General features: G+C 65.2%; 18 protein-coding genes. 7 read left to right on the top strand and 11 right to left on the bottom strand.

Annotation, left to right across the window (positions count from 1 at the left end; genetic code table 11):
• Positions 1–60: 60 nt before the first annotated feature.
• The 4 genes from FRC96_RS05290 to FRC96_RS05275 all read right to left on the bottom strand — a co-directional run bounded on the left by FRC96_RS05290 (position 61) and on the right by FRC96_RS05275 (position 4792).
• Positions 61–603: a hypothetical protein gene (locus FRC96_RS05290; RefSeq protein WP_146973466.1), complete on the bottom strand. Its 543-nt coding sequence runs from the start codon at positions 601–603 to the stop codon at positions 61–63.
• Between the two features lie 100 nt (positions 604–703).
• Entirely contained in the window at positions 704–2239 is a 1536-nt protein-coding gene (locus FRC96_RS05285; RefSeq protein WP_146973465.1) for an MBL fold metallo-hydrolase, read from the bottom strand.
• A gap of 37 nt (positions 2240–2276) precedes the next feature.
• A complete protein-coding gene (locus FRC96_RS05280) occupies positions 2277–3563 on the bottom strand; it encodes a diaminopimelate decarboxylase (RefSeq protein ID WP_230469902.1) in 1287 nt (428 codons plus the stop codon).
• A 203-nt stretch (positions 3564–3766) separates the two neighbouring features.
• Positions 3767–4792, bottom strand: a complete 1026-nt coding sequence (locus FRC96_RS05275) for an ROK family protein (RefSeq protein WP_230469901.1) — start codon at positions 4790–4792, stop codon at positions 3767–3769.
• A 227-nt stretch (positions 4793–5019) separates the two neighbouring features.
• On the opposite strand from FRC96_RS05275, the gene FRC96_RS05270 reads away from it, so the two are divergent.
• From FRC96_RS05270 to ppk1, 4 genes are all read left to right on the top strand, one after another.
• Positions 5020–5811, top strand: a complete 792-nt coding sequence (locus tag FRC96_RS05270) for a hypothetical protein (RefSeq protein WP_146973462.1) — start codon at positions 5020–5022, stop codon at positions 5809–5811.
• A gap of 80 nt (positions 5812–5891) precedes the next feature.
• Positions 5892–6458: a peptidylprolyl isomerase gene (locus tag FRC96_RS05265; RefSeq protein WP_146973461.1), complete on the top strand. Its 567-nt coding sequence runs from the start codon at positions 5892–5894 to the stop codon at positions 6456–6458.
• Positions 6459–6544: 86 nt separating this feature from the next.
• Positions 6545–7228, top strand: a complete 684-nt coding sequence (locus FRC96_RS05260) for a hypothetical protein (protein WP_146973460.1) — start codon at positions 6545–6547, stop codon at positions 7226–7228.
• A 143-nt stretch (positions 7229–7371) separates the two neighbouring features.
• Positions 7372–9450: a polyphosphate kinase 1 gene (gene ppk1 / locus FRC96_RS05255; protein WP_146973459.1), complete on the top strand. Its 2079-nt coding sequence runs from the start codon at positions 7372–7374 to the stop codon at positions 9448–9450.
• A gap of 54 nt (positions 9451–9504) precedes the next feature.
• Here ppk1 and FRC96_RS05250 read toward each other — a convergent pair whose 3' ends face one another.
• From FRC96_RS05250 to FRC96_RS05235, 4 genes are all read right to left on the bottom strand, one after another.
• Entirely contained in the window at positions 9505–11109 is a 1605-nt protein-coding gene (locus FRC96_RS05250) for an RCC1 domain-containing protein (protein WP_146973458.1), read from the bottom strand.
• A gap of 75 nt (positions 11110–11184) precedes the next feature.
• Positions 11185–12135, bottom strand: coding sequence for a hypothetical protein (locus FRC96_RS05245; protein ID WP_146973457.1), 951 nt, complete (start codon positions 12133–12135; stop codon positions 11185–11187).
• A 116-nt stretch (positions 12136–12251) separates the two neighbouring features.
• A complete protein-coding gene (locus tag FRC96_RS05240; RefSeq protein ID WP_146973456.1) occupies positions 12252–13382 on the bottom strand; it encodes a TIGR00341 family protein in 1131 nt (376 codons plus the stop codon).
• 625 nt (positions 13383–14007) lie between these two features.
• Positions 14008–14391 carry a DUF1622 domain-containing protein gene (locus FRC96_RS05235; RefSeq protein WP_146973455.1) on the bottom strand — a complete coding sequence of 128 codons (384 nt, stop codon included), beginning with the start codon at positions 14389–14391 and terminating at the stop codon, positions 14008–14010.
• A gap of 302 nt (positions 14392–14693) precedes the next feature.
• On the opposite strand from FRC96_RS05235, the gene FRC96_RS05230 reads away from it, so the two are divergent.
• A complete protein-coding gene (locus FRC96_RS05230; protein WP_146973454.1) occupies positions 14694–15245 on the top strand; it encodes a ferritin-like domain-containing protein in 552 nt (183 codons plus the stop codon).
• A 155-nt stretch (positions 15246–15400) separates the two neighbouring features.
• Here the strand turns inward: FRC96_RS05230 and FRC96_RS05225 are convergent, their stop codons facing one another.
• Complete coding sequence (locus FRC96_RS05225; protein ID WP_146973453.1) at positions 15401–16357, bottom strand: hypothetical protein; 957 nt, start codon at positions 16355–16357, stop codon at positions 15401–15403.
• A gap of 241 nt (positions 16358–16598) precedes the next feature.
• Here FRC96_RS05225 and FRC96_RS05220 point away from each other — a divergent pair, with 241 nt between their 5' ends.
• The gene (locus tag FRC96_RS05220) at positions 16599–17345 is read left to right on the top strand and encodes a DUF4336 domain-containing protein (RefSeq protein ID WP_146973452.1); all 747 of its coding nucleotides are present in this window, start codon (positions 16599–16601) and stop codon (positions 17343–17345) included.
• 91 nt (positions 17346–17436) lie between these two features.
• Here FRC96_RS05220 and FRC96_RS05215 read toward each other — a convergent pair whose 3' ends face one another.
• Complete coding sequence (locus FRC96_RS05215; RefSeq protein WP_146973450.1) at positions 17437–18543, bottom strand: AI-2E family transporter; 1107 nt, start codon at positions 18541–18543, stop codon at positions 17437–17439.
• A gap of 174 nt (positions 18544–18717) precedes the next feature.
• Here FRC96_RS05215 and FRC96_RS05210 point away from each other — a divergent pair, with 174 nt between their 5' ends.
• On the top strand, positions 18718–19356 hold the full coding sequence (locus FRC96_RS05210; protein ID WP_146973449.1) for a glutathione S-transferase family protein: 639 nt from the start codon (positions 18718–18720) through the stop codon (positions 19354–19356).
• Positions 19357–19369: 13 nt separating this feature from the next.
• Here FRC96_RS05210 and FRC96_RS05205 read toward each other — a convergent pair whose 3' ends face one another.
• Entirely contained in the window at positions 19370–21202 is a 1833-nt protein-coding gene (locus FRC96_RS05205) for a hypothetical protein (RefSeq protein ID WP_146973447.1), read from the bottom strand.
• Positions 21203–21475 lie beyond the last annotated feature (273 nt).

Below are 21475 nucleotides of genomic sequence, written 5' to 3'. Positions count from 1 at the left end.
GTCGTCCTTGCTCCTTGCTGGACGCCGCCCTGGAGGGCTGCTTGTGGGTTGGGAAGACGCTCAGCCCACGCGGACCAGGACTTTTGCGGGCTGGCGCAGCAGATCTTTGAGGTAGATCTCCGTGGGGACGAGCTCGCGGCGAGTGCCGGTGCGGGTCAGGCCGGTGACCCACTGGCAGATGGTGCGGTCGCGGTTGGTGTGGGCCCAGGTGGTTTCGCCTTTACGCTCGGCGCCGTAGACGTGGCGGGTGCGCATGGTGCCGGTGGCCACGATGTCATGTTCGAGCTGGGCGCCGGGCTGCGCGATGGCGAAGCAGAGCAGGTCGCGCAGGGTGGCCGGCTGCACCTCGGCGGCCTCGATATGATCGAAGAGCGCGTCGTCGATGGCGTCGAGGGGGTGGGTGTAGTCGAGGAGCGCGAGTTTGAGGGTGTCGCCTTCGGGGGTGGAGGCGTCGATGGCGCCGGCGTCGACCCCTTCGCCGATGAAGAAGTGCACGCGGCCAAAGTCGCCCTTCGCGATGAGTTGCGAGAGGTTGTGCTGCGCAAGTGAAGGCACTTCAAAGGGAGATCCGAGCGGGCCGATCTGAGGCGATGCCTGAGTCATGATGCGCTCCGTAGCGAGCAGGGTAGGTTTGGGAGAAATTGCCCCGACGATATGCCACGCGGGGCGCCGGGCTGTCAAAACCCGCCCCCCGAGCGGGGCATTAATGGGGGGACGTTTTTGTGGCGACGAAACTCCCCTCGTCGTGGCGCGTGGCGAGCCCTTGCTCGCGGAGGTGAATGAGGTGGGCGAGGAGGCTGCGGGCGGCCAAAGGCCAGATGGCGCGGGGGATCTCGGGGTAGACCGTGGCGATGAGGTCTTCGGGGGAAGCCGGGGCGGGGTGAGCGCGCAGGGCGTCGAGCACCGCAGCCTCGCGGGTGAGGCGGTGGTCGATGTAGGCGTTGAGGAGCGTTGCAGGCGCGGCGATGGGGGCGCCGTGGGCGGGGAAGAGCACGCGAGGTTGCATGGCGAGCAGGGTGTGCAGGCTCTGCAGGTAGTCGCCCATATGGCCTTCGGGCGGGTCGATGATGATGGTGCCCTCGGAGGCCACCAGGTCGCCGGCGAAGATGCTGCGGGAGGGGGCGTGGTAGAGCGCAAGATGCCCGGGCGCGTGGCCAGGGGTGTGCAAAACCTCCAGCTCGCCGAAGTCACCGAGGGCGATCGTCTGACCGTGGGTCAGCGCGAGGGTGTGAAGCTCCGGGAGGAGCGCAGCGCTTCGAGGGTGCGCCAGGATCGGAAGGTTGAAGCGCGAGGCGATGGCCCTGGCGCCGCCGATGTGGTCGCGGTGATGGTGGGTGAGGATCACCGACTGAGGGGTGTCGCCGGCGGCGATGCGGCGCTCGATTTCGGCGCTTAAGCTCGCCAGGTCGGCTGGATCGTCGGGGCCGGGGTCGACGACCACAAAGGTCGAGCGGCCCAGGAGGTAGGCGTTGGTGTGGGTGGCCGGGGGGAGGGTGGCGGTGCGTAGCGGGAGCACCGTGACGCCGCCGAGATACTCAATGGCGTCGTCGACGGGATGCGGTTCGTGGCAAGTTTCGGGGACGAACGCGTCTTCGGCAGCGTCGAGCAAACGCAGAAGTTCGACGATCGGGGTGGTGGCCAGAGCCTGGCCCTTCTCCCAGAGCGTGAGGGCGGCCTGAGGAGTCACCCAGGCGCCTTCGTCATGCTCCTCGGGGTCGAGGTGGGCGCTTAAGTCGTCGAGGGCGCGGGCCTCCGCGTCGCTTAAGCGCAGCGAGAAAAAGGCGGTGTCGGCCCGGGGCATCCAGCTCGGGGTGCGGCGGCTGAAGTGGTAGCGCAGCCGGTGGGTGGCGAGCGGTCTGGCGAGAGGTTGAGGCAGGGTGCGGGTGACAGGCGCAGCGTCGGAGGTCGGGGGGAGGAGGCCGCCCTCATCGAAGAGCGCGCCGCATTCTTCAAAGCACTCTCGGAGCGCGGTGGCGCGCAACACGTCGTCGTGGCGAGTTACCCCGGTGTGCGGATCGCGACGTTGCTCGGCGGCGTCGTCGTCATCTTCACGCTGAGATCGGAGCGTCGTGGGAAGATCGCGGTCGCCCGGTTCCTGGCCGCCGGCGAAGAACGCAAAACACCCGCCAAGAAACGAACGATCCGCCCGGCGGCGCGCCCAGAAGACTTCGGGGCGGCCGCGATCGGAGCGGATCAGGGTGAGCGAGGCGGTCTGGATGGGTCGGGGATCGTCGTTCATGGCTCCAGACCGCCTCGCTTCAACGAGGCGCGTCAGCTTAAAAGTCGAAGCGCTGTGCGAAGGGGTTGCCCTTCTGCGAGAGACCCACCTGCATGGCGGGCTCGCGCAGGCAGTGCTCCATCATCATCGAGGCGCCGTAGCCGCCGGCGTTGAGCATCGCCAGAACATCGCCCTCTTCGATCAGCGGCATCGGGCGGTCGGCGGCGAAGACGTCGATGACCTCGTTGATGTTGCCCACGATGGTCACGTTCTTCTCCGGGCCGAAGTCGGCTCGGGTGCTGTGCACGAACTCCTGGTAGAGGCCGTAGTGGCTGGCGCCGGTGTGCACGTTAAAGCCGGTGTTCACGCCGACAAACTCAGTGCCGCCCTTCTCTTCGACCATCACGACCTCGGAGAGGAGCACGCCGGAGTCCTTGACAATGTAGTCGCCCGGCTCCACGCAGACTTTGATGCCCAGGCCCAGCTGACGCACGCGCTCGACGATGCCCTCGGCGTAGAGGTTGACGTCGACCGAGCCGTCGCCCGCGGTCAGGGGCACGCCCAGCCCGCCGCCGAAGTTCAGGTATTCGAGCGGGCCGTGGGTGTCGATGACCTGGCGAGCGATGGCGGTGAGGCGATCGACGGCCTGGAAGTACTGGGTGATGGCCGAGCCGGTCCAGCCGCAGCCCACGTGCATGTGCAGGCCCTGCAGGCGCAGGCCGCGCTTCTGGATCAGCTCCAGCGCCTCGGGGAGGCGATCGAGGTAGATGCCGAACTTGGTGGCGCGCTGACCGGCGTAGGTCAGGTTGTCGTTGATGCCCACGCCGACCTGCGGGTTGATGCGCAGGCCGATGGCGCGGCCGGGGTCCACGTCGGCGACCTTGTTGATGACGCTCAACGAGTCGCAGTTGAGCATGATCGGCAGCCCTTTGAGCTGCTCGATATCACGGTGACTGACGCTCACATTGGTGAAAGTGATTTTCTCAGCGGGGAAACCCATCTCCAACGCATACAAGACCTCGCGCGGGCTGGCGGCGTCGATCCCGGCGACGCCGGTGGCGCGCAGAGTCTCGACGATCGGTCTAAAGCGGTTGGCTTTGACCGCGAAGAACACCTGAAAAGGATGTCCATGGCGGGCAAAGGCGTCATGCAGCCTCATATAATTCGCTTCGACCCGATCAAGGTCATAGGCGAAGAGCGGCCGGTCGACGTGCCTTAAGAGCTGCTCGGCGTCGTGGCCGGCAATCTGGAGGCGGTGGGTTTCGGGGCGAAGGCCGTCGCGGACCCACCAGTTCTGGTGAGCGGGATCGAGGGCAGCCGGTCGGATCTGAGGAAATCTGTTCACGTCATGTGATCTCCAGTGGATGTTGACGGAAACCCGGCTCAAAAGTCCGGGAGAGAATCGGCGCGACGCGGGGGGCGAAAAAGGGGGGAAGGGCCCGCTGATGCCGGCGCCGACAGGGGCGCGCATACCTAATGCAAAACGTGAAAAAAATCAAGGCTACGCAAGGATTTCGCAGGCGTTTTGTTGGCGCCCGATCCGCGCGATCAGCGGGGGGCGCCGGGGGGAAGGGGGGGGATGGAGGAGGGGGGGGATATGGCGAGCTCCTGCATGGCGAGCGCGGCGGCCCCGCGGGGGCCGGATTCGACGCCACCGAGCGGGCGCAGGACCTGAAGATCGCGGCGCGCAACCTCCAGCACCAGGGGCAGGGTCTTGTCGACGACAAGGCGGCGCAGGGTGGGGCAGTGATCAAACACGCCCCCTCCCAGGAGCAGCGCCCCCGGGTTGAGCAGGGTGCAGGCGTTGGCCAGGCTCAACGCCAGAAGATCGCTGGTCTGCTCCCAGATCGCGCTCAGGGGCGGGTGGTCCTGTGCGATGGGATCGACCGCGGAGAGCTGGAGCACCTCACCTCCCAGCTCCGGGTGGGCCTTCTGGAGTGTGGGATGGGCGTCGAGCACCTCAGAGACCCTCGCCTCCAGATGCCGCCCCCCCGCATACGCCTCCAGGCACCCGCGTTGGCCGCAGCCACACACTCGCCCCTCGGGCACCACCTTGACGTGGCCGATTTCGCCGGCGTTGTTGCTCTGCCCGCTCAGGAGTCGGCCGCCGGCGATGATCGCCCCGCCCACGCCGGTGCCCACGTACACACCGAGCATATCGCTCACATCGCGGGCTGCGCCCAGGCGCCACTCATCAAAGACCAGGGTGTTGAGGTCGTTGAAGATGAAGACCGGCGGTGTCACGCCGAGCTCCCTCTCCACGGTTTTTTCAAACTGGTGAGCGATGTCGACGTCGAGCCAGCCCAGGTTCGGCGCGTTGAGCACGGTGCGCCCATCGCGGGAGAGCTGTCCGGCAAGGCCCATGCCGATGACCTGAAGGTGCGCGACGTTGAGATGGGCGTCGAGGCACGCCCCCTTGAGAAGAGCGCTGAGCGTGTGGCAGATCGACTCCGGCTGGCAGTCGTCGCGGATCCGGGCGTGGCCCTGGCTGATGGGGTGGAGGGCGTCGTTGAAGATCTGCAGGCGCGCGTTGGTGCCGCCCAGGTCGATGCCCACGCATAAGATGGGATCCAAGCTCACCTCGCATAGCGATGTTGGAGTTAAGAGTTCAAAGTTGTATGGTCGCGCCGACCGGAGTCAACCCAAGCGCGCTGGCGCGACGTGGCGCAAACATGGGCGCATGCTCGCTGTGCCCGCGGGACACAACCCGGTCTGTGATGTGACAGCCCGATGAACTGGATCGTGGCCTTCCCTGGCATCTCGATGATGGCGAGCGGGGGGCTGAAGATGATGAGGTCGTGATGAAGTGTGCTCCCCTGGCCCTTGTGGCCGCGCTCTCGGGCCTGGCGCTGGCCGCGCTGCCCGCCCGCGCTGAGGCTTTTGATCTGCAGATCGCCGTCGGCGCCAAAGGCGGCGTGAATATGGTGGCCGGTCAGGGCATCCCGGATGACTCGCGGCTGACCAGCGAGCAGGGAAATCAGGTCTACTTTCCCAAGCCCGAGTATTTTGGCCACTTCGGCGTCGGGCCCAAAGGGGGCCTGAGCCTGGAGCTGCGCGCGCTGGGTTTTGTAGGGCTGGAGACGGGCTTTTATTATTCGGTCGATCAGGCCAGCGGGTATGTCGACAAGAATGACGCGCTCAGCGGGCGGACCATCGCGCGCATTCACAGCGACCAGGTCTCCAACGCCTACCACGTGCCCTTGATGCTGAAGTTTCGCGTGCCCTCGGCGGTGGTCAGCCCGGTCTTCGGGCTGGGCGCGGAGTTCATCTTCCAGACCGAGAGCACCCTGGAGTACCGCGAGGAGCAGCGCGCCGGCTCGATGGGTGGCTACGCCAACCAGCTCAACGACCGCAACCAGATCTCGCCATCGAATTACACCCTGCTTACTTTGAGCGCGGGCTTGGAGATCAGCGTGGGTCCGGTGCGCATCCCGGTGGAGCTGCGCATGGGCTATAACCTGGGCTTTGATCAGGCGATGAGCGAGCGCGCCACCTACGATGAGTCCACCGGGGAGATCACCTACGATGGTAAGTACCAGGGGCATGTGGGCGTGTTCACCGGGGTGCTTTACGAGTTTGACCTGCTGCTGTAATTCTTCGGCGACACGTCTTTGAAGGAAGTTTGATGGGTTTTTTTCGCGCCTTAAAGCGCGCCCTTTTTAAAGGAGCATCGATGAGCCAGTTGAAGAGTTTTTCGGAAGTCCCCGCGGATTACGTCGGCGGCGAAGGTGAGCTGCACGCGATCATTCACACCAACCACGGTGTGATCGACATCAAGCTCTTTGAAGATCGCGCGCCGAAGACGGTCGCGAACTTCGTGGGCCTGGCCACCGGTCAGCGCGCCTACACCGACCTGAACACCTTTGAAGAGACCACGGGCAATTACTACGACGGCGTGATCTTTCACCGCGTGATCCCGGGCTTTATGATCCAGGGCGGCGATCCGCTGGGGCAGGGCACCGGCGGGCCGGGCTACAAGTTTGCCGATGAGTTCCACCCGGAGCTCAAGCACACCAAGCCGGGCATGCTCTCGATGGCCAACGCCGGTCCGAACACCAACGGCAGCCAGTTCTTCATCACGCTGGGGCCGACGCCTCACCTCGACAACCGCCACGCGGTCTTTGGCGAAGTTGTGGCGGGCATGGATGTGGTCGAGACGATCGGTAGTCTGCCGCGTGATCGTCGCGACCGTCCCCACGAAGACGCCGTGATGCAGAAAGTGGAGATCAAGCGCGTATGAACACGTACCGAGCGTCAGCGACGAGGTGCCGGGGGGGCGCGAGCCTGATGGGTGTGGCGGGTCTGTGCCTGCTGACGGCCCTGTGTATGCCGCAGGCGGCTGAGGCGCTGGAGCTCGGTGGGTTGGATGAGCTGGAGGTGGGCGCGCGCGCCGGCGCGAGCTTCGGATGGCTGTACCGCCCCGAAGATCCGGTGGGCGCGCCCACGCTGCTCTATGGCACGGCGTTTCGGGGCGCGGGGTTTGTGGTGGGGCCGACGGCGCGCGCAGCTCTGTGGAAAGGCTCCGGCGCGAAGGTGTCCGCGCGCGCCGACCTCCTCTACGGGTTCCAGAGCGGCGCGGGCTTTGCCGAAGACGTGGAGCAGGGCGGCCGCATCGACGCGGTGTTGCGCGCCCACAGCCTGCGCCTGCCGGTGATGGTGGAGCTCTCCAACGCCTGGGATGCCGGGGGGTTAAGCCTCGCGGCCGGCCCGGAGCTCGTGCTCGGTGTGGCCAGCAGCGCGACCATCGATCAGGACGGCAGGCAAAGCGAGATGCAGACGCGCTCGCCATCCTACGTGGGCGCGGCGATGGCGCTGGGCTACACCCTGGACCGCGGCGCGTTGAAGATCCCGGTGGAGCTCAACGCCACCTGGAACCCCTTTGTGGCCGCGTCGACCTTTGAGCGTTTTGAGGGGTATCAGAGCTTTGAGCAGCCCGGGCGCTACACCGCGGCGTTCAACTGGCAGCTGATGCTCAGCGTCGGGGCGCGCTGGTCGCTGGGGGACTCGTGAGCCGCGAGGTGTCGGTGATGTCGCGTCTGCTCGCAGCGTAAATACTTCCTTTTTTCGAAATTTCGCGCAGCTTGTGGGGACTTCGTTTTGGCTGGCCCGAGATCGTCGGGCCGCGGATGCCTTCGTGTACGGATGAGTGGACTATGGCCAGACAGACCTCCCTGCGTGACCCGAGCCTGTATTTAAACCGCGAGCTGAACTGGCTGGCGTTTAATGAGCGTGTGTTTGCGCTGGCCGAAGATGAGCGCGTGCCGCTGTTGGAGCGCCTGAAGTTCTTGTGCATCTCCAGCACCAACCTCGATGAGTTTTTTGAGATTCGGGTGGCCAGGCTCAAGCATGAGATTCAGGTCGACACCGAGATCGTGGGGCCTGACGGGATGCGGCCCCGTCAGGTGCTCGCGCAGATTGGCGAGCGCTGCTCGGCCTTTGTGGAGGCGCAGTATCGCCTGCTCAACGAGGTGCTCATTCCGGCGCTGGAGCAGGAGGGCGTGCGCTTTTTGAAACGCACCAGCTGGAGCACGCGCCAGCGGGCCTGGGTGGAGCGCTACTTTCAGGACGAGGTCTTGCCGGTGCTCAGCCCGATGGGCATCGATCCGAGCCACCCCTTTCCGCGGGTGGTCAATAAGAGCCTCAATTTTGTGGTGTCGCTGGAGGGCAAAGACGCGTTCGGGCGCCAGAGCCGCATGGCGGTGGTGCCTGCGCCGCGCAGCCTTCCCCGGTTGATTCAGGTGCCGCGGGAGGTCAGCGGCGGGGCGCATGATTATGTGTTTTTGTCGTCGGTGATTCACGCCCACGTCGACGAGCTTTTTGCCGGCATGACGGTGACCGGCTGCTACCAGTTTCGCATCACCCGCAATAGCGAGCTCTATGTCGACGAGGAGGAGGTCGAAGACCTGATGATCGCCGTCGAAGACGAGCTCTACGCGCGTAATTATGGCGAGGCGGTGCGCCTGGAGGTGGCGGATAATTGCCCGATGGATGTGGCGCGTTTTCTGCTGGAGCAGACCGATCTGAGCGAGGCCGATCTCTATCAGGTGAACGGGCCGGTGAACCTCAACCGCCTGATGATGATCCCCGCCGACCTGGAGCGGGCCGATCTCAAGTATCCAGGGTTTGTGCCCGCGCCTCCGCCGGTGGCGATGCGTCAGGGCGACATCTTTGAGGCGATTGGCCAGAAGACGGTGCTCTTGCATCATCCCTACCAGTCGTTCTTTCCGGTGCTGGAGTTCATTCGTCAGGCGGCGGCGGACCCGAACGTGCTGGCGATCAAGCAGACCCTCTACCGCTCCGACCCGGAGTCGCCCATCCCGCAGGCGCTGGCCGAGGCGGCGCGCGCCGGTAAAGAGGTCACCGCCGTGGTGGAGCTGCGGGCGCGTTTTGACGAAGCGTTCAACATCGCGATCGCCAACCGGCTTCAGGACGCCGGCGCCCATGTGCTCTACGGGGTGATGGGCCACAAGACCCACGCCAAGATGGCGCTGGTGGTGCGGCGAGAGGCGGGAGGATTAAAGCGCTATGTGCACCTGTCGACGGGCAATTATAACCCGCGCACTGCCCGGCTCTATACGGACTTTGGCCTGATGACGGCCGATGAGGCCATCACCGCCGATGCGCATCGCGTCTTTCAGCAGCTCACCGGGCTGGGGAAGGCGCTCAAGCTCAAAAAACTCGTGCAGGCGCCCTTTCATCTGCATAAACGCCTGCTGCGCCTGATCCGCAACGAGATCAAGCAGGCTGAGGCCGGTGGTGAGGGGTTGATTCGCGCCAAGATGAACCAGCTCACCGAGCCGCGGCTGATTCGCGAGCTCTACAAAGCCTCTCAGGCCGGGGTGAAGGTGGAGCTTGTGGTGCGCGGCATCTGTTGTCTGCGACCCGGGGTCCCCGGGGTGAGTGAGAACATCCGGGTGCGCTCGATCCTGGGGCGCTTTCTGGAGCACTCCCGGGTTTATTATTTCCACAACGCTGGTGAGCCGAAGGTGTATCTGGCCAGCGCGGACTGGATGCAGCGCAACATGTTTCGGCGCATCGAGGTGGCCTTCCCCATCGAGGATGAGGCGCAGCGCGACCGTGTCATTGAGGAAGGCCTGGATGTGCATTTTCGCGACACCCTCAATGCCTGGGAGCTGCAGGCCGACGGGAGCTATGTGCGGGTGGCGGCTGGCGAGGAGGATAAGATCGTGGTCTCGCAGCAGAGTCTGTTGAAGAGCTTGAGTGAGGGGTGATGTCTTGGCCGCACCGCGTCACACGGAGACGCGGTGCGGCACGTATAGAAACGTTCAGGGCGCTGTGGGGACGTTGAGTTGGCCCTGCGTGTTGCGGCCCCAGCAGGTGGCCTGGCCGTTAGCGTCGAGCGCGCAACCGTGGTGGGTGCCCATGCTCAGCGTCTCATAGGTTCCCGAGGGTGGGGTGGCCTGGCCGACGTCATTCTTGCCCCAGCAGGTCAGCGTGCCATTGGTGCGAATGGCGCAGGAGACGTCTTCGCCCAGCGCGACCTCGCGAAAGGTTCCCGAAGGGGGCACAGCGGCGTTGTTCACGTTGCCTCCCCAGCAATTGAGCGTGTCGTCTGTAGCGATGGCGCAAAAATGGCGGAACCCGCCGGCGATCTGTGTAAAAGCTCCTGAGGGCGGTACGTTGGCGTCGTTGATATCGCTTCCCCAGCATTGAATACCGCCCTGGGTGTCGATGGCACAGGCGGTGCCGCTGACCATCGCGATGGTTTGATACGCGCCCGAGGGAGCGTCACCAACGAGCCCGGAGCTGTCGTTGCCCCAGCAGACAATTCCGTTGGAGGTGGTGAGTCCACAACCGGTCCAGCCTGAGAGTGTGAGCGTGGTCACGGGCATCGGCGGCGCGTCGGCAAAGGACGTGGACCGACCCCAGCAGATGACTTCATTCGCGGTATTGAGTCCGCAGCTTCGAAAGCTCGTCACCCCGAGCGCCACGAAGGTTTGGTCGGGCGCATCGATTTGCCCGTCGTCGTTTCGTCCCCAGCACAGCGGCGTGCCATTGGCGCGCAGCGCGCAGTTATGCGAGGCGCCCGAGGAGATGTCCACAAACTCCAGTTCACACTCCACCGGAGCGAGGTCGCAGTTCGCCTGGCACTCCAACTCGCCGCGGTCATAGCCGCGCGCCTGGCAGCTGTCGTCGCCAAAGTCGTCGCCGTCGCACATCTCGTTGCCGTTGCGAACCCCGTCGCCGCAGAAGGCGGCCGGGGCGGAGCAGTCGCTGAGGCAACCTCCGTAGCTGCCATCGTTGACGCCGTCGTCGCATTGCTCGGTGCCGTTGACCTCGCCATCGCCGCAGAAGGCGGCCGGGGCGGAGCAGTCGCTCAGACAACTTCCGTAGCTGCCATCGTTGACGCCGTCGTCGCAGACTTCGTCGCCGTTGACCTCGCCATCGCCGCAGGTGCCGGAGCAGTTGGAGGTGTCGAGCACGCAGCTTGGGAGGCAGGCGAGCTGGCCTTCGTAGAAGCCCTGGGACTGGCAGGTTTCGCCGCGAAGCTCAAAGCCTTCGCAGGCCTCGGTGGTGGCGAGTTCTCCGTCGCCGCAGCCGACCGCCACGCCTTCGCAGGCGGTGGCGTCGAAGCGGCAGGAGTCGGTGCAGCCGAGCGTGCCGCCCTCAAAGCCCAGGGTCACACAGGAGGCGTCGTTGAACGCGGCGCCGTCGCATTGCTCGGCACCGCCGACCTCGCCATCGCCGCAGCGGACGGCGGGATCGGCGTCGACGTCATCGGCGTCAGTGAGACCGCCGTCGTCGCCTGCATCCACGGTATCGCCGGTGTCGGCCGGGCCGCGGCGGCGGTTTTCGGTGTCATCACCGCAGGCGATAAGGCTCGCGCTGAGCGCGATGGCGAGGAGGGCGAGTCGTGGGTGAGACATCATCGTGAACTCATTGAGAAAAAAGCGTCGATTGTGGGTCAAGTAGGGCACCGAGATGCCAGCAAACGCGCGTGAAGGTCAACCTTCATCGGTGTCATCGACGGCCTCAATCAGGCGCACGCTCTGGCCTTCGCGCAGCCGCCCGACCAGCCCGGTGGCGGCTTCGGCGACCCAGACGGTGTCCTGGAAGACGAAGACGACGTAATCGCAGGAGCGGGTGTAGGAGGCGCCGTTGATGGTCGAGGCGTAGTCATGAAAGCCGCGCTTGCGGCCCTCGATGGTCACCAGGGGCTCGCGTGTGCCGTCGGTGGCGACGCGCCAGACGCCCGCGTCGTCGGTCTCCAGGCGCTCGCCAGTGGCTTCGCAGTGGTCGCGGTTGATGCGCGGGCGACGCACCCCCTCGGCGGGGATGGAGGCGATGGGCTCGCGGGTGTTGGTGGTCGGGTCGATGCGGACGTTGCCCTCGTGGCCGGAGGCGTAAAGGGTGGTGCCGTCCTGGCTCCAGTAGAGATGGAAGAGCCAGGCGTTGGAGGTGGCCGGCAGCACGCTCACGTCCAGGGTGGTCGGGTCGATGAGGTAGATGGCGTCGTCGTCGACCTGTTGACCTTGAGGGAGGTCAAAGTCGGCGTGGCGCGTGGCGGCCACAAGCGTGCCTTCCGGATGAATGGCCACCGCCGAGGTGCGCCCGTCGAGCTCGGGGACGCGTCGGGGCTCGGTGCCCGGCGCGGTGAGCAGGTAGAGGTTGGTCTGGGAGTCGCCCAGCGCCCAGAGGGTGGCGTCGTCGGTGACGTCCTGGAAGCTGTAGCCCTCGCCATAGATGGGCGCCTCATCGGTGCCGTTGACGCGAATCTGATCGAGGCCTGTGCGGTGGTGGACATAGATGAGGTCGTCATCCGTCACAAAGCTCAGATCGTCGGCGATGGTGTTGGTTATCTCCCCTGGCGAGCCCGCCGGGCAGGCGGTGAGGATCAGAGATGCGGCGAGGAGAAGGGCGCCGGGAACACGAGACGCGAGGAGAGAAGGGGACATCGGGTAAGCTCGTGGCGGAGGTGGTGTCGTGCGGGTGGCGGGGACATAGCGGCGTGCGGAAAGCCTGTCCTGCATAGCGGATTCAAGCGCGCGAATGCAAAATCTGGCTGGTCTGTTCAGTCGATCAGCGGCAGGTCCGGGTCGTCCTCCAGGGGCGTGTCGATCTCGAGCTCCGGGGACGAGGGGCTCTCCTCTCCGGTGATGGTCTCCGGAGGTGCGAAGACGATGCCGGCGGCCAGCGCGAGCAGGAGCACTACCCAGAGGATGATCGCGTAGATCCTGGGGCGTCGGGCCTTCTCTTCGTCGTACCAGGTCATCGGGCGGATGCCCTGAATCTGGAAGGTGATGATGCCGGCGAGGTTGATGGCCACGAGGTTGATGAGGGTGAGCATGCCCGCGCCGTAGGCGCCCGCCCAGTTGGCGGTGCCCAGCAGAAGTCCGGTGGCGACCAGGGGAGGAAGGAGCGCGACGGCGACCATCACGCCGATGAGGGCGGTGGAGACGCCGCGGGTGACCGAGAGCACGCCGGCGGCGCCGGCGGCCAGCGCCAGCACCACGTCCGCCAGGCCGGCGCGCGTGCGCGAGGCGATCTCGCCGACCGTGATATCAACGGGGAGGAAGAATCCGCCGATCACCGCGAGCACGAGGCCGAGAAGAAGGCCCAGGAAGTTGACCAGGGCGGAGCGTCGAATCAACTTCCAGTCGGCCAGGGTGGCACCCAGCGCCAGGGCGATGTTGGGGCCGATCAAGGGGGCGATGACCATCGCGCCGATCACCACCGCGGTGCTGTCGCGCAGCATGCCGCCGGCGGCCACGATGGTGGAGAGGGCCACCAGGGCGTAGTGCACGTTGGTGACGGCGATGGAGTCGGTGACGTCCTGGTAGACTTCCTCGCGGCTGATGCGCGCGGCCGCCCCGTTGCCCTCCTCCTCCTCCTCGTTATTGTCGTTGCCATTCTGAAGGGCGCCGAGCTCTTCGACGCTTGTTTCGCCTTCGTCTTCGCCCTGGCGGGGCAGGGTCGCCAGCACTTCGAGCACCACGATGCGATGCCCTTCGATGTCGCCCACCTTATTGTGCAGCCATTCCAGGAGGGCGTCGGAGTCGCCGGTCTCCAGGATGATGGAGGTCAGCGTGGCGTCGTCGTCGAGCGTCAGATCGTGGCGGGAGAGGGCGCTGGGGGCGTCCTCAAGATCGCCAAGGGGCTCGTGCTCGGGAGGGAGGTAGATGTCGACCTGGCGAAGGGCCATGTGGAACTCGAGAGGTGGGGGCTGGCGCGGGGGTGTATCGAAGTGGGGAGGGTCGCACAGGCGGTGGGGGTTGGGAAGGGCTTCGCGGTTCGCGAAGCCGGGGAGGTGCAGTGTGTGTTGGGGAGGAGCGCGTTGAGGTTGTGTGGTTGTGTGGTTAGGTGGTTGCGGGGGCGTGGGAGGTTCGCGTTGTGGGGAGGTTTGAGAGAGCGAGAGGGGGTTCGCGGTGTGCTCGGGCGGTGCGCTCAGGTAACCCGGCAGGTCAGGGGGCTGAGTGGTTGATTTGCTTTGAATATGTCCGACCGAGGCACGGACAAGGTCGAGTGTTTATGCGGTAAAGCGCCGTTTTTTGCCTGACTTCTTCCGAGCATGCCCGTATACTTGCATGTTTTGATGCTTACCCACCGGGGCGCGTATGCGAACGCGAAGATGTCGGTTGAGGGTCTATTGTGTCTTGCGAGAGCAGGCCCTGCCTGCGGTCGTGGTGGCGTTGGTTGTGTTTGCGGCCATGGCTTGTGACCCGGGGGCGGAGCGGCGCGCCGAAGCGATACGGGAGGTGGTGACGGCGGCGACCGTGGAGCGGATGCTCGTCGCGATGTGAGATCGCCGAGGCGGGGAGGTTCAGGGTTCAATGCCGCGTTTCGTCGTGATGCGTCTGTTCATGCTGTGCCCCATTCCAGGGCCAGCGCCCGCTGATCTCCATCTCGATGGCGATGCTCAAAAACGTTCGGACAATGACGACCACACCCAGGGTGAGCGCCGCGTTCAACGTCTCGCCAGCGAAGATGGAGCGGGCGATCTCGGCGGCGAGTAAGAACTCCAGCGCGATGAGGAGGGTGCGGCCGACGCGGCGTCGGAGGTGGTCGTAGGTGCCGCTCCAGTCGTTCTGACGGGCGCGCTGCCGGAGCGCGAGGATGAGCGCGCCGCCCAGGCCTGCGGCGATGGCGAGCAGCGCGCCGGCCTCAATGCCCATGGCCAGGTAATGCGCGGCGCTTTGCAGGCTCTCTTCCATCGCGGAGCTCCGGGGAGGGCTGTGGGAAGGCTGTGGAAAAGTTGGGGGCTGCCTGCAGTGGGTCAAGGCTCAGGTGCGGGTTGCGGGCTGGCGAGCGAGCCCTGTGCGGGAGGGGGAGGGCGATGAAACGAACCTTTTGGTGCTCGGGGTTTTGCGCAGAGCTTTGTCATCAGCGGCGCCGGTCGGTCCGGTGAGGTCGATGGGTTCGGGGCGGTCGGTGCTGTGGTGGGTCGGGCCCGGGGTCTGGCCCGCGCTGACGAAAAAACTCGATTCTCACGCGCATGCGCTGCGAGGAGCACACGATGAACATCAACTCATTTGACCGCCTTTACCTGCACACCCTCAAAGATATCTACAACGCCGAGAAACAGCTGGTGAAGGCGCTGCCGGAGATGCAGAAAGCCGCATCCAGCGAGAAGCTGAAGAAGGCGTTTGAGGAGCATCTCAACGAAACCAAACATCAGGTCGAGCGCATTGAGGAGATCTTCGAGTCTCTGGAGTTTTCGCCGGGGGGTGTGACCTGCGAGGCGATGAAGGGGCTGATCAAGGAGGGGAAAGAGATCATTGAGGCCGGTGAGATTCCCTCGGATGTGAAGGACGCCGGGCTGGTTGCGGCGGCGCAGAAGGTGGAGCATTACGAGATCGCGTCGTACGGGACGGCGATTCATTTTGCCCGCTTGCTCGGTAATGAGAGGGCCGTGGAGCTCTTGGAGGAGACGCTGGAGGAGGAGAAGAACGCCGATTCGTTGCTCAACGAGGTGGCTACGCGTCAGGTCAATGAGAAGGCGGCCAGTCGCCAGTCCGGCGAAGTGGGGCAGCAGGGCGGTGGGGGGAGGCCGTCGGTGTCGCGCTGACCGGTAAGGGAGCGTCGGGGGCGTTGCGCTCCCGACGCCCGGTGGGGCTCGGTGCCCGTTGAAGTCGGGTCTCTGTGTCCGTCCGAGACAGGGACAAGGTTCAGCTTTTATGCGGGTGATCGCCTGATCGTGGGTGCGGTTGCGGGCGTCGAGCCTCACTCCTCGCGCGTTAGCGTCAGGAAGGGCTCGCAGGCCGGCAAACGCTGGGAAGCTTCTTCAGTAATCGCAGCCTCGCAGGAGAGCTGGAGGGTGGTCTCGCCGACGGTGGCGTAGGCGATGAGGACGAGTTGGGGGAGGTAGCCCTCCTTGTCGACGCGCCAGCTCGAGCATTCGACAGGGTCGCCGAGAAAGGTGCAGCTTAAGGGGAGGGGCTCGGCGCGGGGGAAGCTGGCGAGAAAGTCGCGTTCGCGACGCTCCAGGTCCTGACGTGCCATCGTCGCGGGGTGCTCGGTCCAGGTGAAGGTGTTGTTCTCGCAGCGGATGGTCTTCTCCATCAGCGCGCAACCCTCGGGCAGCTCGACGGGCTCGCCGCCGAGGTAGACGCCGGTGACGTGTGTGGCGTTGGCCAGATCGCGGAGCAGACGCATGCGGATGGCGCATTCGGTCGGCCATCGGGCGACGAGTTCATCGGGGAGAAAACACGTGAAAAACCGGTGGCGTTGCGGCCCGCTCGGCGCGAAGCCGGCAAAGGCGTTGATGCGCTCATCGTCGCGCTCCGCCCGGAAGTGGCGCAGCTGGAGGGTGCCGGCGTCGGCGCTTATCTCCACCCGTTCGCCGCGTCGCACCTGCCAGCCCGTGTTCTGGAGGGTGCGCTCAACGCTGTCCTCCTGCGCCTCGACCATGAGGGGGGTGACGTCGGCGGTCTCCACGCGGGCCAGAAAACTCAGGGTGGGACCGCAGGTGAGGATGTAGGAGACGGCGTCGTTTTGGGTGAAGGTGCAGCCCGCCGGGAGTGAGGGCGGAGGGGAGGTGCGCACCTCGGTCTGAATGACGGTGCCCTTGCGCTCGGTCGTGGGAGCGGCCGGCGAATTCTCGGGCGTCGGGGCGCCGGCGCACGCGACGAGGATGAGGCCTGGCAGGGCAATGAGGAGGATGGCGAGAGAGGTTTTCACGGCGAGCGGCTGTCTTTGACATGAGGGGAACGAAAGGGCCGCGCCCTGTGTAGCCTCAACCCTGTTCGCTCGCCAGCACACATTCTTCGTGGTTGCCGTTGCGCACCTCGCCATGCGTTTAGAGCTATCGGTGGTGAGGTCTGGAGAGCGAACCCGCCGGTGTGGCAGGCGGCCATATTGGTATACGGCGTTGTAGGAAGGGAGTCGTCATTTCTAAAGGGTATTCGACGTGGAGATTGTTATGGCATCAACAGGGTACGAGCCGCTCTTTACATTAAAGCAAGTCGCCGAGGGTCTGTGGATTGTCGACGGTTCGACGATCTCGTTTTACGGCATGCCCTTTCCGACGCGGATGACGTTGGTTCGTCTCGAGGATGGAAGTCTGTTTGTTCATTCTCCGGTGGATCTTCGCGAGGAGCTTCGTCGCGAGGTGGATGCACTGGGGCCGGTTCGGGCGTTGGTAGCGCCGAATTGGATTCACTACGCCTATCTTCCAGCGTGGCAGAAGAGCTATCCGAAGGCCAAGACGTGGGCGGCGGAGGGCGTGCAGGAGCGGGCGGCGAAGCAGGGCGTGAACGTTGCTTTGGATCATATTCTGGACGATGTGGCGCCATCGCTCTGGCGAGGTCAGATCAAGCAGCTCGTCGTGCGAGGCAGCACGACTCACCGTGAGGTGGTGTTCTTTCATTGTGCGTCGAGGACGTTGATTCTTACGGATCTCATCGAGAACTTCGAAGCGAAGAAGGTGCCCTTCAAACTTCGGCTGCTGGCTCGTCTCGCCGGCATCAGCGATCCAGACGGTAAGATGCCGCTGGATATGCGAATGACGTTTCGCTTTGGGGAGGGGGGAAAGGGGTTGGGGATGCTGCGCGATGCCGTTGAGGTGATGCTGAGCTGGGAGCCCGAGCGGGTGATCGTGGCGCACGGTCGTTGGTACTCGAGCGAGGGCAGCGCGGAGCTACGGCGCGCGTTTCGGTGGCTGTTGTAGAGAGGGCGCGACGATGGGAACGTACTGGCCGAAGGGGCGGTCCAGGAGAGGCCATCGCCGACGCCTGTGTAGCACCCGAGCTGTGGCGTGCTCAGAGTGCGTGGAGCTTTTCGACGAGGTCGGAGTAGGGGGTGGTGTCTCCGAGGATGTCTTCGACGTAGATCATATTGACGAGGGCCATGAGGAGGACGGCCAGGGGTGTGGCGACGGTGACGCCGACGAGCCCGAAGAGGATGCCGCCGATGACCTGGGAGATGAGGGTGAGGGCGTGGGGTAGGGAGACGAAGCGTTTCTGGACCAGGGGGGTGAGGAGGTTGCCTTCGATGGCCTGGGCGCCGAGGAAGACGAGGCCTGCCCAGAGGATGAATTCGGGGCCGATAAGGAGGGCGACCAGGGCGGCGGGGAGAAAGGAGACAATCGAGCCGAGGATGGGGACAAAGGAGAAGAGCCCGGCGATGAGGCCGAGGGTGAAGGGCAGGGGGATGCCCAGTGCCCAGAGGCCGATGGCGACGATGACGGCGACGGCGGCCATGGCCAGCAGGCGGCCCAGGAGCCACCAGATCATCTGGTGGGTGCAGACGTCGAGGATGATCTCGGCACGGGGGCGGTAGTGCCGGGGGATGAGGTGGATCAGGCCGCGTTTGTAGGTCTCGGGGTCGATGGCCAGGTAGACCCCGACGACGAAGACCAGGGCGGCGTTGGTGAGGAAGTTGATGCCGCCTGCGAAGGCGCCGCCGAGCTGTCCGAGGACTTCGTTGGTGAGGAAGCGGGCGGGGTCGAGGTCGCCGAGTTCCGCAAAGATGCGGGGGCCGGCGGAGGTTTGAGCCACCCAGGTCTGAAGTTCGTTAAGGGCTTGCGGGATCATCTCGCGAATGGCCTCGACCTGGGTGGCGATGGCCGGGGCCATCAGCCAGCCCGCTCCTGCGGTGATGGCGAGCAGCGCGATGACGACGGTGAAGAGGGCCCAGAGGCCTTTGAGCGGGGTGCGTTGCTGGAGGTGGTCGGTGAGCCAGCGCAGAAAGATGGAGAGGAGGATGGCCAGGAAGATGACCAGGATCAGGGTCTTCATCTCCCAGAGGAAGAGCAGGCCGATGGTGATGAAGACGACCATGGCCAGGATGCTGGCGGCGTGACGGATGAATGGGGAGAAGCCCGAGGGGGGGCGGGGCTGCTCGGGGTTGGAGGTGTGTGCGCTCATCGTACGTGCTCCTTTGCCATCCCGACTTCGTGGGTTCCGTCACACGACCGGACAACTCGCCGCCTATGCGATAACGTACTCACACTGGACTGCATCAGAACCCGGCGGGCACTGCGGCGAGGCAGGAGCATGATGAGGTCGCGCCAGCCCCCCTGATTTGTAGGGAGATGAGTGATGTCTGAGATGATTCTAACGACGTTTGACTGGGTGCCAGATTTGCCGCGGGGCTATGTGCGGGATCTGCGTGTGCGTTGGGCGTTGGAGGAAGCCGGGCTGCCCTACCGTGTTGAGAGCGTCCCGTTTCGAGAGCGTGGGGAGGGGCATTACGCGCACCAGCCTTTTGGGCAGGTCCCCTGGCTGCGCGATGGCGAAATCTCGATCTTCGAGAGCGGTGCGATCTTGATGCACCTTGGTCATCAAAGCGAGGCGCTGCTGCCTGCAGAGCATGCTCAGCGCGTGGAGGTGATGACGTGGGTGTTTGCGGCGCTGAACTCGGTGGAGATGGCGAGCCTGCCGTGGTCGATCTTTGTCTTCTCCGGCTTCTCGAAGGAGACCCCGGAGTGGGAACGCCTGGACACCTTTCTTCAGGCGCGGCTGGACCACATCGAGTCGGTGCTCGCGACGAAGACCTGGTTGGTCGGCAGGTTTTCGATCGCGGATATTCTCATGGCGGATGTGTTGCGCCTGGTCGACCGCTTTGATCGGTTGGAGGGGCATCCGGCCTGCCGCGCGTATGTGGCGCGGGCGACGGCGCGGCCCGCATTTGAGAAGGCGCTGGAGGATCAGCTGGCGCATTTTGCGGCGGCGGATTGACGGGTGCGGGGGCTCATTGGGCGGGGCACATGTAGAGGTCGATGTAGACCTCGTAGTCTCCTTCGGGGCAGGGGACGAGATAGAGGTCGACGGGGTTGTTGCAACGGCCGCCGCCGTTTCGGCTGCCCTGGCGCATGCTGGCGGCGGCCTGGCGGCTGGTGACGGGGGTGGAGCCGTCGGCGCATTGGAGGTTCATCAGGAAGGCCTGTTGCCCCTGGACCTGACAGGTTTCGACCGGGCGCTCGTGGGAGGAGGTCAGGGTGGTGAGGTCGCTGACGCCGCAGCCGTGCCGGGCGGCGTACTGGCGGGGGGAGAGGCTCTGGTAGGCGTCTGAGGAGCAGGTGAGTTCGGGGACCTCTTCGCCCGGCGAGAGGCATTGCAGGTGGGAGTGGGGCATGGATGCAACGGTGCGTTGAGGGCGAGCTGCGACGAGGTCGAGGTAGGCGCAGCTTTCCTGGTGGTTGGCGTCGCAGTTGGTTTCGAGGAGCGCGATGCCCCGCTTTTGCTGCTCGATGTCGGCCATGGCGTAGAGGGCGGCGCCGGTGAGGAGGCAGGCGGTGTCTCCGGGGAGCTGCTCACAGAGCGGGGCGTGCTCGTCGTGAAGTTCTTCGACGGCGCGGTTGAGGCTGGCGAGCGTGTCTCCCTGGAGGAGGGGGCGGATGAGTGAGGGGATGGTGCAGGCCTGGCCATGGCCGAGCCGGCAGCCTTCCAGACCGAGTTCCAGGCTGGTGGCGGGGTCAACCTCGATGTGCTGTTTGAGGGCGAGGTTGGTGGGGAGTGCGAAGAATGCCCCGTTGAAGCAGATGTCGGCGTTGCCGGCTTCGCATCCGACGGTCGCGGTGGCGAGGACGTGCGTGGCGAGTGCGGCGGGGTCGAGGGGAAGGTCGGGTCCGGCGTTGTCGAAGAGGTAACGGGCGACGTTGTAAGCAGCGACACAGTCACCGGGGATGTTGGCCCGGCAGCTGGTTTGAAGCATGTCGATGGCCTGGAGCATCTCGTCGGGGCTGCCACCGTCCACGAGGGTGAAGTGCGCGAGGAGGTGGCAGGAGAGGGGGTCATCGTCGGCACAGGCCTCACGCATGCCATCGCGCCAGGTGCGCGGGGCTCTCGGAGACGAGCGTTCGAGCAGGGCGGTCATGTCGCCGCAGAGGTCGGAGCCGGCGTTGCAGTGGGTCTGGGCGATGGTCTCCACCTGTTCGCAGGCTTCTTTACCGTTGAGCGCGCAGCCTCGGTGAAGGGCGGCTGCTGCGCAGACGTGATCGTTGTTCTGGCTGCGAAGCCGGCTCAGGGCGGTGCAGGCCTGGGGGTCGCCATAGATGCAGCCGAGGCTGTGACCTTCTTCGACGAGTTCTTGGATCAGGGAGGGGGGGACACTCTCGGGAAACTCCACGTCGTTGGTCAGAATTCGGCAACCGTCGGAGTCGCCGCGGTAGCAGGCTCCGACCACCAGATTGAACATCGCTTTGCCGGAGGCGGCGGCCTCGGGGTCGACCTCGGGGTGGTGGAGGAGCGTGTTTACGGCGGCGGTGCAGGCCGGGCCAAAGTCCAGGGAGCATCCTCGCAGGAACGCGTCGAAGGCCGCGGTGCGGGCGCGGGGATCAGCGTCGGGTTGATCGGCGGCGTCGTTGAGCGCGAGGCCGATAAGCAGGCATCCCTCTGCGCGGCCGTCGGTACATTGGTTGTCATACTCTTCGAGGCGGAGGTCGGGAGAGGCGTAACGCTCGAAGACCTGGTAGGGCGCGTAACCCCGGCGCTCCAGGGGGAGCTTCGTATCGTCATCCCAGCTTTCGGAGGCGCAGACCGTCGCGACGTCTTCCGACCAGCCGCGTTCAAATGCCGGGCTCATCGACGTAGAACGCGTCGCGGTGCTGCCAGAGGCGCAGCCTCCGATGATGAGGCATGCGCCCGTCAGCATGAGGCGCATGAGTGCGCCGAGGTGAAACACGTGGTTTGAAAGCCTGAGCATGGGGATCCCCTCCTGCCAGAGTATGGATGGAAAGGGGGGAGCGTAGCATGAATGTGAGGGGGCGTCTCGGAGCAGGTTCGAGACCGTGTCGTCGTCTGGCGTTCCCTTGTGTGGGGTAGGGCAGGCCGCTAGGGTGCGCGCTCATCCGTCAAA

This window comes from Lujinxingia vulgaris, from assembly GCF_007997005.1.
Classification (GTDB): domain Bacteria; phylum Myxococcota_A; class Bradymonadia; order Bradymonadales; family Bradymonadaceae; genus Lujinxingia.
The sequence above is the reverse complement of the archived record's forward strand: the minus strand, read 5'-3'. Positions and strand labels throughout refer to the sequence as shown.